Source organism: Brucella daejeonensis, assembly GCF_014199265.1.
Lineage (GTDB): Bacteria > Pseudomonadota > Alphaproteobacteria > Rhizobiales > Rhizobiaceae > Brucella > Brucella daejeonensis.
The window spans coordinates 187511-201447 of record NZ_JACIJG010000006.1; the positions used below are offsets into that span (position 1 = coordinate 187511).

Genomic DNA, 13937 nt, shown 5'->3' on the forward strand with positions numbered 1-13937 from the left:
AGGGGGGGGGTAGTCAGCATTCGAAACCCCTTCGGACTGTAGACCCGCGTCCCCCCTTCGTTTTCACCGAGAGCAAATTCAAAACAAAAAGTTGAGGGCATCCCGTAGGGATGAGTTGCAATGGACGTGATCGAAGGCACTGGCAGCATCGTTGTAGAGCCGGACTGGGAAAGCCTGTTTTCGGACGTTCTGGAGATCGAGGCAGCAAAAGAACACTGGCGCGTCATCACCACTGAACTGCGCGACCGTCAGCTACTGGCCCCGGCTAATGCCCACTCCATCCAGCGTCTGGTCTGTGCGTATATCATGTTTGATCGCATGTACCGGGCCGTTGCCGAGCATGGCGTGGTTTTGAAGGCAAAACGGGGCAGCAAGAGCGGCATCGACCGCGTAAGTCCATATTTCTCGGCGCTTCGTGAAGCTGGCACAGATGCGACGAACATTGAGGCCGAGCTTGGCATTTCGCCGCGCCGTCGTGGTTCTGTGACCAAGGCAGAGCGCAAGCAGCGCAAGGAACGCGCATCCGATGGCTATATCAGCTCGACCCGTCGCGGATGATCTGGCGACCCGATACGCATGTGATGCTGTAGACGGCAAGATCGTCGCCGGGGAACTGGTGATAGCGTCCTGCAAGCGTCATTTGCGCGATCTGGACGAAGGGAGCAAAAGGGGCCTGAATTTCAACGTCGATAAGGCCAAGCATCATTGCGGGTTCTTCCCGGCGATGTTGACCGTGACCGAAGGCGTTGCAGCGGGCAAGCCGTTCAATCTGTTGCCGTGGCACGGCTTTGTCGTTGCCTCTCTGTTTGGATGGGAGCGAGACGACGGACTGAGGCGCTTTCGCTTGGCGTGGATGGAAACCGGCAAGGGGCAAGCTAAATCGCCGCTCATGGCCGGTATTGGCCTGAACATGATGGGCTGGGCCGGTAAGGCGCGCTCTGAAGTGTTTGCCATCGCCAGCGACAAGGATCAGGCAAACGTCCTTTTCAAGGACGGCGTTGCAATGTGTCGGGCAAACCTGCCGGATCGGGATGAGGATGAGTTCGAGAGCCTTGAGAGCTTGGGCGAAGTCATCATTCGTGGCACGGGTGATAACGCATGGAAGATCGAGCATCCCGGAACCGGTTCCAAGTTTCAGTCGATTGCTTCGGCTGACGCCATTTCAGGCCCAAAACCGTATGCAGTTCTCGCGGACGAAATTCACGAGTTCAAGTCGCATCATCCGTTGAGCTTGTGGAAAGCTGCCATCGACAAGATGAGCGGCGACCCGCTGATGATACTGGGCACGAACACGCCAGCGACAAATCAGATTGTCGGCACTGAGTATTCGGAGATGTTTCAGAAGGTCGTGACCGGCCAAGCTGACGATGATGCTCTGTTCGGCTTCATTGCCCGTGTCGACAAAGCCGACAGGGACACGGTTTTCGAGAATGAGGAATGCTGGCCGAAGGCTTTGCCGGCTCTCGGCATCACATACCCGGTCAAGAACGTTCAGGATCGCGTGAGAACGGCCAAGCTGATGCTCTCTGAAGCATTGGCGACCAAGAGGCTATATTTCGGCATTCCGAGCGGAACTGACGGCTTTTGGTGTTCCGAGGAAGCATGGAACAGCTGCCAAGGTGTCGTAGACGAGGCTGAAATGGTCGGCTCGCCGTGCTGGTTGAGCCTCGACTTGTCCAAGAAGAACGACTTGACGGCGCTCACCGCGATCTGGCGCAAGGATTTAAAGTTGCATGCCAAGACGTGGTACTTCACCACGAAACAGGGCATCGAGGAGCGCAGCGTTCAGGACAATGCGCCTTATGACCTCTGGGCAGAGAAAGGCCTGATGGAAGCCGTACCCGGTGCCACCATCGATTATACCTTTGTGGCGTCGAAAGTTCAGGAGCTTTGTTCTAAGCACAAGGTAGATTTCCTCACGTTCGACCCCGCCAAAATCGGGGATTTTATCGATGCGTGTTCGCTTATCGATTTCAACGTCTGGCAGTACGAAGGACCGGACGAACCGCAAGGCAAGGGCCTGAAGCTGGTACGGCATGGGCAAGGGACTCGCATCGTTTTTCAGGAGCGTGCGCTCTGCATGCCGAAGTCCATCGAAAAGCTGGAAGATGCCATTCTTGACAAGGATATCGTGATCGACGCCAGCCCGGTAACGACCATGTGCGCCTCGAATGCGATCATTCATGCCGATGCGATGAACAATCGCATGTTCGACAAGAAGAAAAGCCGGGGCCGAATTGACGGCATGGTGTCGATAGCTCAGGCCGTCGGCGCCGCGAATAATGAGTTCAAGCCGAAGGAACGCAAGTTCCAAATGATGGTCGTAGGGCGCTGATCAAACAGTCAATTCGAACCTTTGGAGGTCCGTCATGGATATGACGCGGCGCGCATACTCTTTGCTCGAAATCAAGGCGGTAAATGAGGATGAGCGAACAATTACCGGCATTGCCAGCACCCCGGCTACGGATCGCGACGGCGACGTGGTGGAGCCGAAAGGTGCGGTTTTCAAGCTGCCACTCCCTCTACTCTGGCAGCACAAGGCTGATAAGCCCATCGGGCATGTGATCGACGCCACTGTTACCGCTTCTGGCATCGAGATCGTGGCGACGATTGCCAAGGACGTGACCGAAGAAATCGAGAACGCTTGGAAGCTTATCAAGGCGAAGCTCGTTCGCGGTCTCTCTATCGGCTTCCGAGGCATGGAAGCTGAGCAAATCCCCGGTTCGTTTGGCCGGAAGTTTACCAAATGGGAATGGTTTGAACTGAGCGCAGTTACCATCCCGGCCAATGCCGAAGCATCCATTACTTCGGTGAAACAGTTCGATACGGGTCTGCCTGCCGCGTCTGGCATTCCGGCGCCCGTGACGAAGACCAACCCCGGCGCTGCGGGGAAATCCACAAATCCAGTCATCCTTAATTCGAAGAAAGGAAATGCAATGGCTACCATTGCTGAACAAATCGCGGCGCTGGAAGCTTCGCGAAATGCGAAGACCGGCCAGATGGCCGTTGTCATGCAGAAGTCGATTGACGAAGGTCGCTCGACCGATGCCGCCGAACAGGAAGAGTTCGACACGCTTAACGGCGAAGTCGAGAAGATCGACGGTGACCTGAAGCGGCTTCGTGCGCTGGAAAAGGCACAGGGCTTTACTGCAAAGCCAGTCGTTGCCAACCAGATTGATACCGCTGAAAAGGCGGCTGCGGCTCGTTCCGGCATCGCGCTGAAAGGCCCGAAGCTTGAACCCGGCATCATGTTTGCACGTCTCGCAAAGGTGAAGGCACTTTCGAAGATTGACGTTGTGAACGTCCGCGAAGTCGCCAAGACCCTTTACGGCGAGGACTCCGAGATCTACGGCTTCTTTGCCAAGGCCGCTGTTCCGGCTGCGAGCACGGGTAATGCCAGTTGGGCGGGCAATCTGGTCGGCGACGAAACCAGCCTGTTTGCCGACTTCGTGGAATGGCTTCGCCCTCAGACCATCCTTGGCCGTTTTGGTGCCAACGGTGTTCCGACCCTTCGCCGCGTGCCGTTCCGCGTGCCGCTGATCGGCCAGACTTCGGGCGGTTCCGGTTACTGGGTTGGTGAAGGCAAGGCCAAGCCGCTGACCAAGTTCGACTTCAGCCGCACCAACCTTGCACCGCTGAAAGTCGCAAATATCGCTGTCGTGACGATGGAAGTACTGCGCGACAGTTCGCCATCGGCTGAGGCTATTGTGCGTGACCAGCTGGCCGCTGCACTTCGCGAACGTCTGGATATCGATTTCATCAACCCGGCCAAGGCCGCAGTTGCTGATATCTCTCCGGCGTCGATCCTGAACGGAGTGGCCGGTATCCCGTCGTCGGGCAACACTGCTGATGCCGTTCGTGCCGACCTGAAGGCACTTTTCGGTGCGTTCATCGCCGCGAACAATGCGCCAACGTCCGGCGTGTTCATCATGGAAGCCACCACGGCGCTTGCTCTCTCGCTCATGACCAACCCGCTTGGTCAGGCAGAGTTCCCAGGCATCACCATGAACGGCGGTACGCTCTCCGGCCTGCCGGTGATCGTGTCCGAGTACGTGCCTGACGGCATCGTTGCTCTGGTCAATGCGTCTGACATCTATCAGGCCGACGACGGTGACGTGAACGTCGATATGTCCATGGAAGCATCGCTCGAAATGGACAACGCGCCGACGCATGACAGCGATACGCCAACGCCTGCAACCGGCCTTGTGTCGCTCTGGCAGACGAACAGCGTGGGCTTCCGTGCGGAACGTACCATCAATTGGGCGCGTCGTCGCGCAAGCGCTGTTGCCTACCTGACCGGCGTGGCATGGGGCGAGCCGGAAGCACCGGAAGGTGGCGCATAAGCCTCGCTACCAGACAATGCCAGTCGCGCCCGTCGCGGCTGGTTTCCTCATTCGGAGATCAACCCCATGAAGTCGAAATCGTACATGACCCGCGCATTGCAGGCGCATGATCCGCGTTACGCGGTAATTCTGGGCAATCTCGGTTATTCCCGCGCCGACATGCGGGCAAAGGTCATTCGCAAGCCCAAGGCGAAAGAACAGACATCAAAGCCGGTTTCCGGTGCGCTGGGCGATCTGCGCAAGGAATATCAGGCTGTATTCGGAAAGCGCGCCTTTAACGGTTGGGACGCTGAGACGATCAAAGCGAAGCTTTCCGAGGCGAAGGACGCGAAATAATGGGAATTTTCGGGTCAATCATGAGGCGCGAACAGAAAGCCGTTTCGCCTGTCACACAAGGGCGCAGCGGCTGGCTGTCGATCTATGAGAGCTTTGCGGGCGCATGGCAACGAAACGTCGAGGTGAAATTCGATAGCGTGCTGTCGTTCTCGGCTGATTTCGCGTGTCGGACGCTGATCGCTTCTGATATCTCGAAACTGCCTATTCGGCTCATGCATCTGGATGATAATGGGATATGGACAGAAATCACGCGCAACCCGTTTTCAGCAGTACTCGCCAAGCCCAACAGGTATCAGAACCGTATCCAGTTCATGGAAAGCTGGGTGCTGTCAAAGCTCCAGTACGGGAACACCTATGTGCTCAAGGCGCGCAACGGTCGCAGTGAAGTCGTGGGGCTGTATGTTCTTGATCCCAAGCTGGTAACTGTGCTTGTGGCTGATGACGGATCAGTTTTTTACGATCTGAGCACGGATAACCTTGCGGGCCTTCCAACTTCGGTCCGAGTCCCCGCGCGCGAAATCATTCACGACCGTTTCAACTGCTTCTTTCATCCACTGGTTGGCATGTCACCAATATTTGCAGGTGGCCTCGCCGCAATGCATGGGCTTTCGATCCAGAACGATAGCACTGCCTTTTTCCAGAATGGCGCGCAGCCCGGCGGCATCCTTTCCAGCGATAGCGAAATCAGCGAAGCAACGGCCAAGCGCATCACCGAACATTGGAATACCGAGTTCAAGGGCAACAATGTCGGAAAGGTCGCGGTGCTGGGCGATGGCCTGAAGTATGACCCGCTGAAAGCCAAGGCAACCGACAGCCAGCTTATCGAACAGCTGAAATGGTCGGCTGAAGTCGTTTGTTCGGTCTATCATGTGCCGCCTTACAAGGCTGGCGTAGGACAGATGCCGACGAACAATAACGTTCAGAGCCTGAACCTTGAATATTATTCGCAGTGCCTTCAAATCCTGATCGAGAGCATTGAGCTTTGCCTTGATGAAGGACTCGGCACCGGCCCCAACCTTGGCACGGAACTGGACACCGAAAACCTGTTGCGCATGGATACCGTCACGCAAATGGATGCGCTCGACAAATCCAAGGGCATTCTATCACCGAATGAGCAGCGCAAGCGCTTGAACCTGCCGCCCAAGCCGGGTGGCAACAGCCCCATGCTTCAGCAGCAGAATTTCAGCCTTGAAGCTCTCGCCAAGCGCGATAGTCAGGCCGATCCGTTCAACAAATCGCAACCGGTGCCAGCCCAGCCTCAGCCAGAGCCTCCGGCAGTGGACAAGACCGTCTCGACGGTGGCCGTCAAAGCGCTGTTCGCCGGTCAAGCCAATCCACGAAAGGCCGCATGATGGACCTACAGAAGATATTCGATGAGGGGTTCGAAGCGGTCAAGGCTTATGTGGACCGCTCGTTTGAGACCTATGACGGCCGTATCGAAGCGCTGGAAAAGCGTGTTGCGGAATTGCTCGACCGACCGGAACCAATCAGCGTCAAAAGCGCTTTGATCGACCGGGAAAACAAGCTCGTGCTGACGTTCTCGAACGGTGAAACAAAGGAACTGGGCAATGTTGTCGGTGATGATGGCAAGCCAGGTGCCGACGGCCTTGGCTTTGATGATCTGTCTGTCGAGTACGATGGGGAAAAAACGGTAACGCTGAAATTCGTTCGCGGTAAGCAGAGCAAGGAGTTCCCCTTGGTTCTGCCTGTCGTGATCGACCGTGGCGTGTTCTCCGAAGGTAAGACCTATGAACCCGGCGACGGCGTGACGTGGGCTGGCAGCTTCTGGATTGCTCAGGAAAGTACGACAGAAAAGCCAGACAACGCCAAGGGCTGGCGTTTGGCAGTCAAGAAGGGCAGAGACGGCAAAGACGGAAAGATCGCGCCAGCGAGTCCTAATCAGCCGATACGGGTCACTATCCCGAAGGACGGTGAATAATGGCCTATAATTTCGTCACCGTCGCAGAAGCCAAGCGCGGCCTGCATTTCGATATCGAGGCTACCGAGGATAATGCACAATTTGAAATGCTGATAGCCGCCGCGTCCGAGCGCATTGCGGCTTATCTGGATACCCGTGTGGGAGAAGTGACCAACGAAAGCGGCGGCACGGATGACCCCCGCGTGAAAGTCGCAACGATCATGCTGGTTGGCTATCTCTACAATGCCCCGGATCAGAGCGCAGACGACAGCTTCGGCACCGGCACGCTTCCCAAGCCGGTATCCTCCATCCTCTATCAACTTCGCGATCCTGTGGCGATCTGAGGCAACCATGGCAAACATTCGACCCGGCGACCTCAATCAGGCGGTCGCGTTCGACATCATGACCAGCCAGCCGGACGGCCAAGGCGGTTACAATCAGGTGCCTGAGACAATCACCACACGGGCACATTTCCGCTTCCTACGTGGCGGTGAAACTGTGCAGGCGGCACGTCTCAATGGCAAACAGCCCGTTGTCGCCACGATCCGACGGAACGAGCGCACCCGACTGATCAAGACGGATACCGTCATGCGCGATACGCGCACCGGCACCAAGTACAACATTCGCGCCGTTGTCCCGACCGATGACCGGAAGTTTCTGGAAGTCACTGCGGAAAGCGGCGTGACCATCTAAGGAGCAAGCCATGCCTTGGGTACGGTTCAAAGAGGTTTTCAACTTTCCTGCGACACCTGCCGTCACGCAACGATATCCGGCAGGGTTTACCGGCAACGTCACCACTCGATGCGCTGACATGGCGGAAGCTCAAGGAAAAATCGAGCGCATCAACACACCACGCAAGGGCGAGGCTCCGCATGGCGATCAAGGCGACAATTCAGGGGCGCGAGGCGCTGAACCGGCGGCTTCGCCAGTTGGTGCCAGACGCGGAAAAGAACGCGGCTGAAGCAAAGTTGCAGATTGCGAAAGAAGCAGCCAACGCCATCGCGGCGAAAGCGCCTATCGGGCCTGCAACTGATCCATTCACCGGCAAGCCGAGACAGGCCGGGAAATACCGGGCCAGCATCCAAGGCGGATTGCAGCGCGACAATCTGGGAAATATCGGGATCGGTCAGAGCCGCTCCAAAGACCCGGATGCGACCGGCGTCTATGCTGAGTACATCTGGCGCTTTCTCGAATTTGGCACCAAGCCGCATATCAATAAGGGCGCAGCACCCGGAACACGTCACCCCGGCACTGCGAAGCAACCGCATATCTTCCCGACATGGCGAGCCATGCAGCGTAAGGCCAAGCGCCGCGTTCGGGACGCGATCAACAAGGCGGTCAGAAAGGCAAGAGGCAAGTAATGGCATCACTCAGCAACAGCTTGCAGGTTGCCGTCTATAACCGGCTGCTGGCCTTCACTCCGCTGACTGACATCGTGGGATCGGGCGTTTACGACATGTCCACGCTGGAGGCTGCGTATCCGTATGTGACGCTGGGAGACGAATATAACTTTCAGGACGATGTCACCTGCAAGAAATCCTATCGGGTCTATTTCCAGGTGGACGGATGGTCAGACCATCGCGGCTACAAGGAAGTGAAAGAGATTGCCCAAGCCGTGAATGACGCGCTCCACGAATATCCGCTGGATGTCGCGGGCTATAGGCTGATCAGTCTTTCACGCATAAAAACCGAGTATATCCGCCAGCCAGACGGCATCCTGTCCCATTCGGTCAGCGATTTTCTGGCTTACATAGAAGCGCTTTAAGCGCCGATCCCCTCACAACTTGACGCAACTGAACCGGTTCGATGGTCGATCCGGCAATAGAGGACTTTTACCCATGGCTGATGGACAGCAGATTGGCCGCCTTCTCCTGATCAAGATCGGTGACGGCAACATTACTCCCGGCCCGGAAACCTTCAAAAACCTTTGCGGCCTGCAAACCACATCCTTCAACATGTCGGCCAATGAGGTTGATACGACCGTTCGCGACTGCCAGAACCCAGCCGCAACGCCTCAGAAGACGGCAGAACCGGGCATCAAGAACCGCACCTTTACCGGCAATGGCAAGTACATCGCTGGCGCGGATAGCTCGACCTTCGTTCAGCACGTGATCGATGCGACCAAGTTCAATGCTCAGGTCAGCGTTCCCGGTATGGGCACGTTCACCGGGCCTTGGTTCGTTTCCGACTATGAGCTTTCGGGCGAGGATGAAGGCAACATGGATTTCAGCGCTACCTTTGTTGCCGCTGGACCGCTCACCTTCGAAGCAGAGGTATAATCAATGGCCGAGAAGGAATTTCCGCTTTCGGTCAACGAAGCACGTGGCGAGGTGGCCTTGTGGGTTGGTGATGTGCCTCTTGTCATCGCCGCCGAAATGGAGGGGCTTTCTGTCCTCTCCAGTCGGCTTGAATGCAAGTCGCTTCACGACCTTTTCACCCGGCTATCTGCCACGGAAGTATCAGCCACGCGGGCCGCTCTGCCTGCTCTGGCGGTGAAGGGCAAGGCCGAGGACGCTCTCAAGGTTCTGAAGCTCAAGCACTTCAAGGCCATCGCAGAGGCATTTTCCAAGGCTCTCTCCCATCATTTCGATGATGATGAGGGAAACGGCGCAGCCGTCAAGGGGAAGAAGTAGAGCAACCGCTCCCTTGGCGGCATTGGCAGAAAACCGCCTACGGTGCCCTACGGTGGACGCCAGACACGTTCTGGCGTTCTACACTCACGGAACTGGTCAACGCGATTGACGGCTACTGTGAGGCCAAAGGCATCAAGAGAAAGAAGTCAGGCGGACCAACCGACGGTGAAATGGCGTGGCTGCTGGCGAAGTACGGCTGACTTACTTCACATCCTCGCCGCTGACTGCAACCGACGTGGTCTCTTTTCCAATCGAAAACATCACGTAGCCGACAAACGGTAGGACCGAAGCCAGCGCGCAGACAACTGCCCATGCTTGGGCGGGGTTGCTTCCAACTGAGTACCTTGGGGCGTTGACCAACATTATGACCGAGAAGGCCATCGCAAGCGGCCCAAGGATCAGTAGAGCGGCACCGACCCAGCCAGTCTGGTTCAGTTCAGTCTTCGAACGAACTTCCAATCGCATTTCATTCTCCCAAGCCCAAAGTGATGGGTTCTTATAGGACGCCTTTCCCATGGCCGACAAGACAGATGATCTGATTATCAGTATCAGCACCGACATGGCGACGGTGCGCCGAAGCCTGAAGAAGCTTGAGGCCGATGTTGCTGCTTCGTCTAGCGGCGTGGTCAAGAAGTTCGAAGCCATGGGCAAAGGCATCGATAATTCGATCACCACCGCCATGCAGTCACGCATCAATGAGATGGTCGGGATCGGTACCAAGGCTTCCAAGCAGTGGACCGGCGCGCTTGCCCAGCAGGGTGCAGAGCTTGAAAAGCTGCGCATGCGTTACAATCCTGTGTTCGCAGCTGTCCGGCAGTATCAGGAAAGCGTCGTGGGCATTCAGCAGGCGCACCGAATTGGCGCTATCTCTGCTGAAGAAATGACGACAGCTATTCAGCGAGAGCGCAAGGCCACGCTGGATAGTATCGCGGCAATCAAGCAGCGTAATTCTGCCGTTGCGTCGATGCGTAAGTCCAGTGGACCGGGCAGCTTTCAGACTGCCAACATCGCCGCTCAGTTTCAGGATATCGCCGTCACGTCAGCTATGGGCATGTCGCCTATCCAGATCGCACTTCAGCAAGGCACACAGCTTTCCGCCGTCTTTAACGAGATGGGCAAAGGCCGCGACGTTATCAAAGGCATCGGCGCTGCCTTTGCCTCGATTGTTAGCCCGGTTTCGCTTGTCACAATAGGTGTAATCGCGGCGGGTGCGGCATTGGCTCAATACATTGCGTCAGCCGGAGATGTAAAGACTGCCGATGACATAATCAAACAGCATGAGGAGAATATTAAGCGTCTCGGTCCCGCATACGAACAGGCAATCAAAGAGCAGCAGAAGTATGCGACTGAAAGCCCTGCCGTTGTAGGAATTTCGCTTAAGGATGATCAGAAGCAGGCTATAGAGAAACAGATTAAAGACGCCCGTGCCGCATATGCCGCAATTCTTTCCGGTACATTGGAAAATGTAGGCGAGGGCGTTATGGGAACCAAAGCGGTTTTCAAACCTGCCGAACAAGCAATTGAGGCGTTTTTTAACTCAGTGCAATCGGGCGCTCCAAAGGTTGCCGTCTTCCGCGAAGAAATCGGGCGGCTGGCTGAGACAGGGAAGCTGACACAGGATGCAGCAGCAGACCTCCTGAAGTTTACCGATGCGGCATACGATAGTGAAAGTCGTCTGGGTAGCGTGTCTGGCGAGGTTGACAGGTACGCTGCTTCTTTTGGCGCGCTACAGGACGCCATAAATCGGGTCAGTTCTGCCAAAGCGCGAGACGAAGCGCAAAAGCTGTACGAACAGTTCAAGGACGGGAAACTATCTGTTGATGAGCTTCGCAAGGCTCTGGGCGACTTGTCGGCTAATGCCCCAAACCTGCAAAGTCACGTCGAAGAAATTCTTCGACTGTCGAAGGCGGCGGCCAATGCTAAGGCCGAAATTGACGGCATTTGGAAAGGTGCGCCGGGGCGGGAAGGTCGGCACATGGGGCCGGGTCTCGATCCGAAGTCATTCAATGACCGTTTCGGTGGAAACCAGGACGCTATTGATGCTCTAGAACGTCAGCGGAAAGAGCTTGAGAAGAAGCCGAAGCGTACAGCGGAGGATCGAAAGGCCGCGCGCGATGCGAATGCCTACCGCGATCTGGTCAAGTCCGCTCAGGATCGCATTGACCAGCTGATGCTGGAAGAGCAGCTTGTCGGCAAGACTGGCGTAGCTGCCGAGTCCATGCGCATGAAACTGGAGCTTCTTCAGCGGGCACAGGACAAGGGCCGCGCTATCAGCGCAGCCCAACTCCAGCAGATAGAGGGGCTGGCCGACGCTTACGGTAAGGCGGCGGAACGTGTTTCGGCCCTTGCGCTTGCAGAAGAGCTACGTTTCGAACGCGAGCAGTTGTTCCGCAGCCCGACAGAACAGCGCGTTGCAAGCCAGCTTCGCAATGCCGGGATCAGCCCTGATAGCGAGTATGGACAGGCCATTGGCAACCAGATCCGGCTCAATGAACAACTGGCAATCGGTCGGGACCGGGCTTTGGACTTCGCCCAAGGTCTGGCAAACGACATCCTGAACAGCGCCGATGCGATGGACATCCTTCGCAACTCGGTCAGCCGGTTAGCGCAGATGCTGATCGAGATGGGAACGAATAGCGCCATCAATGGACTGTTCGCCAATCTTGGCGGCGGATTGTTCGGCGGCGGGTTCCAGGCGAATACGACTTTGGGGAACTTCCTCAAGGGGGTACCGGGCTTTGCAACCGGAACAAACGCCGCTCCGGGCGGCCTCGCTCTGGTCGGTGAACGCGGGCCAGAACTTCTGAACATCCCTCGCGGTGCGCAGGTCATTCCGAATGACATTCTGGGTTCTATCGCACGTGGCGGTGTTTCCGCGCCGCGTGTGCCTTCCATTCCGTCGGCTGCAAATTCCAATGGATCGACCGGCGTTCACGTGACGCTCGGATGGTCGAAGGATGCGGACGGCAATATCGCGCCGATCATTCGCGACGTTTCCCAGCAGACATTCAAGCAGGGGATCAACGCTTATGACCGTGGCGGGGCCGTAAGAACCGCTCGCGATCTGCGACAGGTCAATCAAAGAGGACTGGTAAAGTAATGGCTGAAAGTCTTCCTACTGGCCTGAATTATCAGGATACCCCGCTGAAGCTCGTTCGCAGTGTTTCGTCATCGCGCTACGGGCAGCGGGTCATATCCTTTATCGAGAATGGAGACCCGTTCTGGCAGTGGACAGCGCGCATCATTTCCTTGACGCCAGCACAGCGTCAGAAGCTTGAGGCGTTCGTTGATCGCTGTCGGGGCGGTCAGGTGACGGTCCTTTACACACCGAAACATGCTTGCATTCCTCAAGCCTACTGGGGTGATGCGAACAATCCGGCTATCACCGGCACGGCCTCTCTTGCTGCGATCAATGGCAACACGTTGACCTTTAACGGCGTTGCTATCGGTCTGAAGCTGATGGACGGCGACCTGATTGGCTTCTCGATAGGCGATTACAGGTTCATTGCCCGGATCGTAGCTGACGCAACAGCGGCAAGCACAACCTTGCAGGTGAAGATCGAGCCTTTCTTGCCGTCCTACATTGGCGTTGGTTCGACAGTTCGTTTCAAGGAGCCTGTCATGAACATGCGGCTTCTGCCGAACAGTCTGGATATCGGTGAAGGCTTCTATCCAGACGCATCATTCCAGCTTGTGGAGGTGCCCAAGTAATGGCGTTTCCAGCACGATTGCAGCAGTTGCTTGACGAAGGCAGGGCCAAGATCGCATCAGCCGCCAAGTTTGAGTTCGGAACCGGTGTTTACGGCTTTTTCTCAGGGAAAGGCAGTCTGGACTATTCCGGGCTGACCTATCACGGCAATACACTGATTGATGTTGAAGAGCCGCGCTATGCGCTCGGAACGGCGGCACAGCCAATTACGATGAAGCTTCCCGCTGCCGCCGACTTCGGTCTGACGCCAGATAAGCTCGGCCAGATCGAGCAAGAAGATTACAAGAACCGCCCGGTCACTTTCTACGACTTCTATTTCGATCCGGACACGAACGCTTTCCTCCACGCAGAACCGACCTGGCACGGCTATGTCGATACCATCGATCACCGGGAGGAAGGCGAGGAAATCTGGCTGGAAGGACATATCGAGACAGGCGCGGTCGATAATTTCCGTGAGGGTTATCGGTACGCCTCGCATGAGGATCAGCAGCTGGTTTCACCGGGCGACATGCTTTTCGAGTATGCCGCGAGGATCAAGAATGAATTCTTCAAAATCAAGTTTGGCTAGGGTTCACGGTTGGGATCGTGCGCTTGAAGATGTCGCCACAGCCCATATCGGTATCGCCCCGGAATGGGGAAAATCCGATTGTCTTCTGACCGCTGCTGACGCCATGTTTGCCGTGACGGGCACCGATCCACTGGCCAAGTTCCGCGGCAAGTACAAAACGGAAAAGGGCGCCGCCCGGAAGATGCTCCAGAATGGATGCGAGAATGTCCGGGACGTGTTCGAGAAGTATCTTGAGCTTGAACCCGTGAACCGTTTTGCCGCCCGCCGTGGGGATGTCGGCGTGATGATCATCAATGGCGAATATACCGCCGGGTTCATTTGTGGGTCCGGTTTTGCGGTCAAGCAGCCGCACGGGCTGACATTCTTCCCGATCACAGAGATCGAACAAGCCTACAAGGTAGGCGACTGATCATACTGATAATTCGATGCG

General features: G+C 56.4%; 17 protein-coding genes and 1 pseudogene. 17 read left to right on the forward strand and 1 reads right to left on the reverse strand.

Annotated elements, in window-relative coordinates; genetic code table 11:
- Positions 1–120: 120 nt before the first annotated feature.
- The 13 genes and pseudogenes from FHS76_RS09820 to FHS76_RS09880 form a co-directional block, all read left to right on the forward strand.
- The gene (locus tag FHS76_RS09820) at positions 121–558 is read left to right on the forward strand and encodes a P27 family phage terminase small subunit (protein ID WP_183651402.1); all 438 of its coding nucleotides are present in this window, start codon (positions 121–123) and stop codon (positions 556–558) included.
- On the forward strand, positions 527–2335 hold the full coding sequence (locus FHS76_RS09825; RefSeq protein ID WP_183651405.1) for a terminase large subunit: 1809 nt from the start codon (positions 527–529) through the stop codon (positions 2333–2335). Before FHS76_RS09820 ends, FHS76_RS09825 begins: the two co-directional genes overlap by 32 nt.
- 34 nt (positions 2336–2369) lie before the next feature.
- On the forward strand, positions 2370–4343 hold the full coding sequence (locus FHS76_RS09830; RefSeq protein ID WP_210306059.1) for a phage major capsid protein: 1974 nt from the start codon (positions 2370–2372) through the stop codon (positions 4341–4343).
- A 66-nt stretch (positions 4344–4409) separates the two neighbouring features.
- A complete protein-coding gene (locus FHS76_RS09835; protein WP_183651408.1) occupies positions 4410–4679 on the forward strand; it encodes a hypothetical protein in 270 nt (89 codons plus the stop codon).
- 20 nt (positions 4680–4699) lie between these two features.
- Positions 4700–6031 (forward strand): phage portal protein, encoded by a 1332-nt coding sequence (locus FHS76_RS09840; RefSeq protein WP_235992625.1) that lies wholly within the window; start codon positions 4700–4702, stop codon positions 6029–6031.
- On the forward strand, positions 6028–6618 hold the full coding sequence (locus tag FHS76_RS09845; protein ID WP_183651414.1) for a hypothetical protein: 591 nt from the start codon (positions 6028–6030) through the stop codon (positions 6616–6618). Before FHS76_RS09840 ends, FHS76_RS09845 begins: the two co-directional genes overlap by 4 nt.
- Positions 6618–6941: a head-tail connector protein gene (locus tag FHS76_RS09850; protein ID WP_183651417.1), complete on the forward strand. Its 324-nt coding sequence runs from the start codon at positions 6618–6620 to the stop codon at positions 6939–6941. Before FHS76_RS09845 ends, FHS76_RS09850 begins: the two co-directional genes overlap by 1 nt.
- A gap of 7 nt (positions 6942–6948) precedes the next feature.
- Positions 6949–7290, forward strand: a complete 342-nt coding sequence (locus tag FHS76_RS09855; RefSeq protein ID WP_183651420.1) for a head-tail adaptor protein — start codon at positions 6949–6951, stop codon at positions 7288–7290.
- Positions 7291–7469: 179 nt separating this feature from the next.
- Positions 7470–7958 carry an HK97 gp10 family phage protein gene (locus tag FHS76_RS09860; protein WP_183651423.1) on the forward strand — a complete coding sequence of 163 codons (489 nt, stop codon included), beginning with the start codon at positions 7470–7472 and terminating at the stop codon, positions 7956–7958.
- Positions 7958–8362, forward strand: a complete 405-nt coding sequence (locus tag FHS76_RS09865) for a DUF3168 domain-containing protein (RefSeq protein ID WP_183651426.1) — start codon at positions 7958–7960, stop codon at positions 8360–8362. The genes FHS76_RS09860 and FHS76_RS09865 overlap by 1 nt, the downstream gene beginning before the upstream one ends.
- A gap of 73 nt (positions 8363–8435) precedes the next feature.
- Positions 8436–8876, forward strand: a complete 441-nt coding sequence (locus tag FHS76_RS09870) for a phage tail tube protein (protein WP_183651429.1) — start codon at positions 8436–8438, stop codon at positions 8874–8876.
- A gap of 3 nt (positions 8877–8879) precedes the next feature.
- Positions 8880–9230 (forward strand): hypothetical protein, encoded by a 351-nt coding sequence (locus FHS76_RS09875; RefSeq protein WP_183651432.1) that lies wholly within the window; start codon positions 8880–8882, stop codon positions 9228–9230.
- A 23-nt stretch (positions 9231–9253) separates the two neighbouring features.
- Positions 9254–9430 (forward strand): annotated as a pseudogene (locus FHS76_RS09880) (phage tail assembly chaperone); the annotation flags it as partial.
- A gap of 1 nt (position 9431) precedes the next feature.
- Here FHS76_RS09880 and FHS76_RS09885 read toward each other — a convergent pair.
- Positions 9432–9695, reverse strand: coding sequence for a hypothetical protein (locus tag FHS76_RS09885; RefSeq protein ID WP_183651435.1), 264 nt, complete (start codon positions 9693–9695; stop codon positions 9432–9434).
- A 49-nt stretch (positions 9696–9744) separates the two neighbouring features.
- On the opposite strand from FHS76_RS09885, the gene FHS76_RS09890 reads away from it, so the two are divergent.
- The 4 genes from FHS76_RS09890 to FHS76_RS09905 are packed head-to-tail and all read left to right on the forward strand — an operon-like array spanning position 9745 to position 13916.
- Positions 9745–12330 (forward strand): phage tail length tape measure family protein, encoded by a 2586-nt coding sequence (locus FHS76_RS09890; protein WP_183651437.1) that lies wholly within the window; start codon positions 9745–9747, stop codon positions 12328–12330.
- On the forward strand, positions 12330–12941 hold the full coding sequence (locus FHS76_RS09895) for a hypothetical protein (RefSeq protein ID WP_183651440.1): 612 nt from the start codon (positions 12330–12332) through the stop codon (positions 12939–12941). Before FHS76_RS09890 ends, FHS76_RS09895 begins: the two co-directional genes overlap by 1 nt.
- The gene (locus FHS76_RS09900) at positions 12941–13507 is read left to right on the forward strand and encodes a hypothetical protein (protein ID WP_183651443.1); all 567 of its coding nucleotides are present in this window, start codon (positions 12941–12943) and stop codon (positions 13505–13507) included. The genes FHS76_RS09895 and FHS76_RS09900 overlap by 1 nt, the downstream gene beginning before the upstream one ends.
- Entirely contained in the window at positions 13479–13916 is a 438-nt protein-coding gene (locus FHS76_RS09905) for a DUF6950 family protein (RefSeq protein WP_183651445.1), read from the forward strand. Before FHS76_RS09900 ends, FHS76_RS09905 begins: the two co-directional genes overlap by 29 nt.
- Positions 13917–13937 lie beyond the last annotated feature (21 nt).

Bases quoted from the DNA above. Each gene is read 5' to 3' on its own strand.
- FHS76_RS09875 (WP_183651432.1), top strand. From the start codon at position 8,880: ATGGCCGAGAAGGAATTTCCGCTTTCGGTCAACGAAGCACGTGGCGAG.
- FHS76_RS09870 (WP_183651429.1), top strand. From the start codon at position 8,436: ATGGCTGATGGACAGCAGATTGGCCGCCTTCTCCTGATCAAGATCGGT.
- FHS76_RS09825 (WP_183651405.1), top strand. From the start codon at position 527: ATGGCTATATCAGCTCGACCCGTCGCGGATGATCTGGCGACCCGATAC.
- FHS76_RS09860 (WP_183651423.1), top strand. From the start codon at position 7,470: ATGGCGATCAAGGCGACAATTCAGGGGCGCGAGGCGCTGAACCGGCGG.
- FHS76_RS09820 (WP_183651402.1), top strand. From the start codon at position 121: ATGGACGTGATCGAAGGCACTGGCAGCATCGTTGTAGAGCCGGACTGG.
- FHS76_RS09865 (WP_183651426.1), top strand. From the start codon at position 7,958: ATGGCATCACTCAGCAACAGCTTGCAGGTTGCCGTCTATAACCGGCTG.
- FHS76_RS09835 (WP_183651408.1), top strand. From the start codon at position 4,410: ATGAAGTCGAAATCGTACATGACCCGCGCATTGCAGGCGCATGATCCG.
- FHS76_RS09830 (WP_210306059.1), top strand. From the start codon at position 2,370: ATGGATATGACGCGGCGCGCATACTCTTTGCTCGAAATCAAGGCGGTA.
- FHS76_RS09840 (WP_235992625.1), top strand. From the start codon at position 4,700: ATGAGGCGCGAACAGAAAGCCGTTTCGCCTGTCACACAAGGGCGCAGC.
- FHS76_RS09900 (WP_183651443.1), top strand. From the start codon at position 12,941: ATGGCGTTTCCAGCACGATTGCAGCAGTTGCTTGACGAAGGCAGGGCC.
- FHS76_RS09905 (WP_183651445.1), top strand. From the start codon at position 13,479: ATGAATTCTTCAAAATCAAGTTTGGCTAGGGTTCACGGTTGGGATCGT.
- FHS76_RS09890 (WP_183651437.1), top strand. From the start codon at position 9,745: ATGGCCGACAAGACAGATGATCTGATTATCAGTATCAGCACCGACATG.
- FHS76_RS09855 (WP_183651420.1), top strand. From the start codon at position 6,949: ATGGCAAACATTCGACCCGGCGACCTCAATCAGGCGGTCGCGTTCGAC.
- FHS76_RS09895 (WP_183651440.1), top strand. From the start codon at position 12,330: ATGGCTGAAAGTCTTCCTACTGGCCTGAATTATCAGGATACCCCGCTG.
- FHS76_RS09845 (WP_183651414.1), top strand. From the start codon at position 6,028: ATGATGGACCTACAGAAGATATTCGATGAGGGGTTCGAAGCGGTCAAG.
- FHS76_RS09885 (WP_183651435.1), bottom strand. From the start codon at position 9,695: ATGCGATTGGAAGTTCGTTCGAAGACTGAACTGAACCAGACTGGCTGG.
- FHS76_RS09850 (WP_183651417.1), top strand. From the start codon at position 6,618: ATGGCCTATAATTTCGTCACCGTCGCAGAAGCCAAGCGCGGCCTGCAT.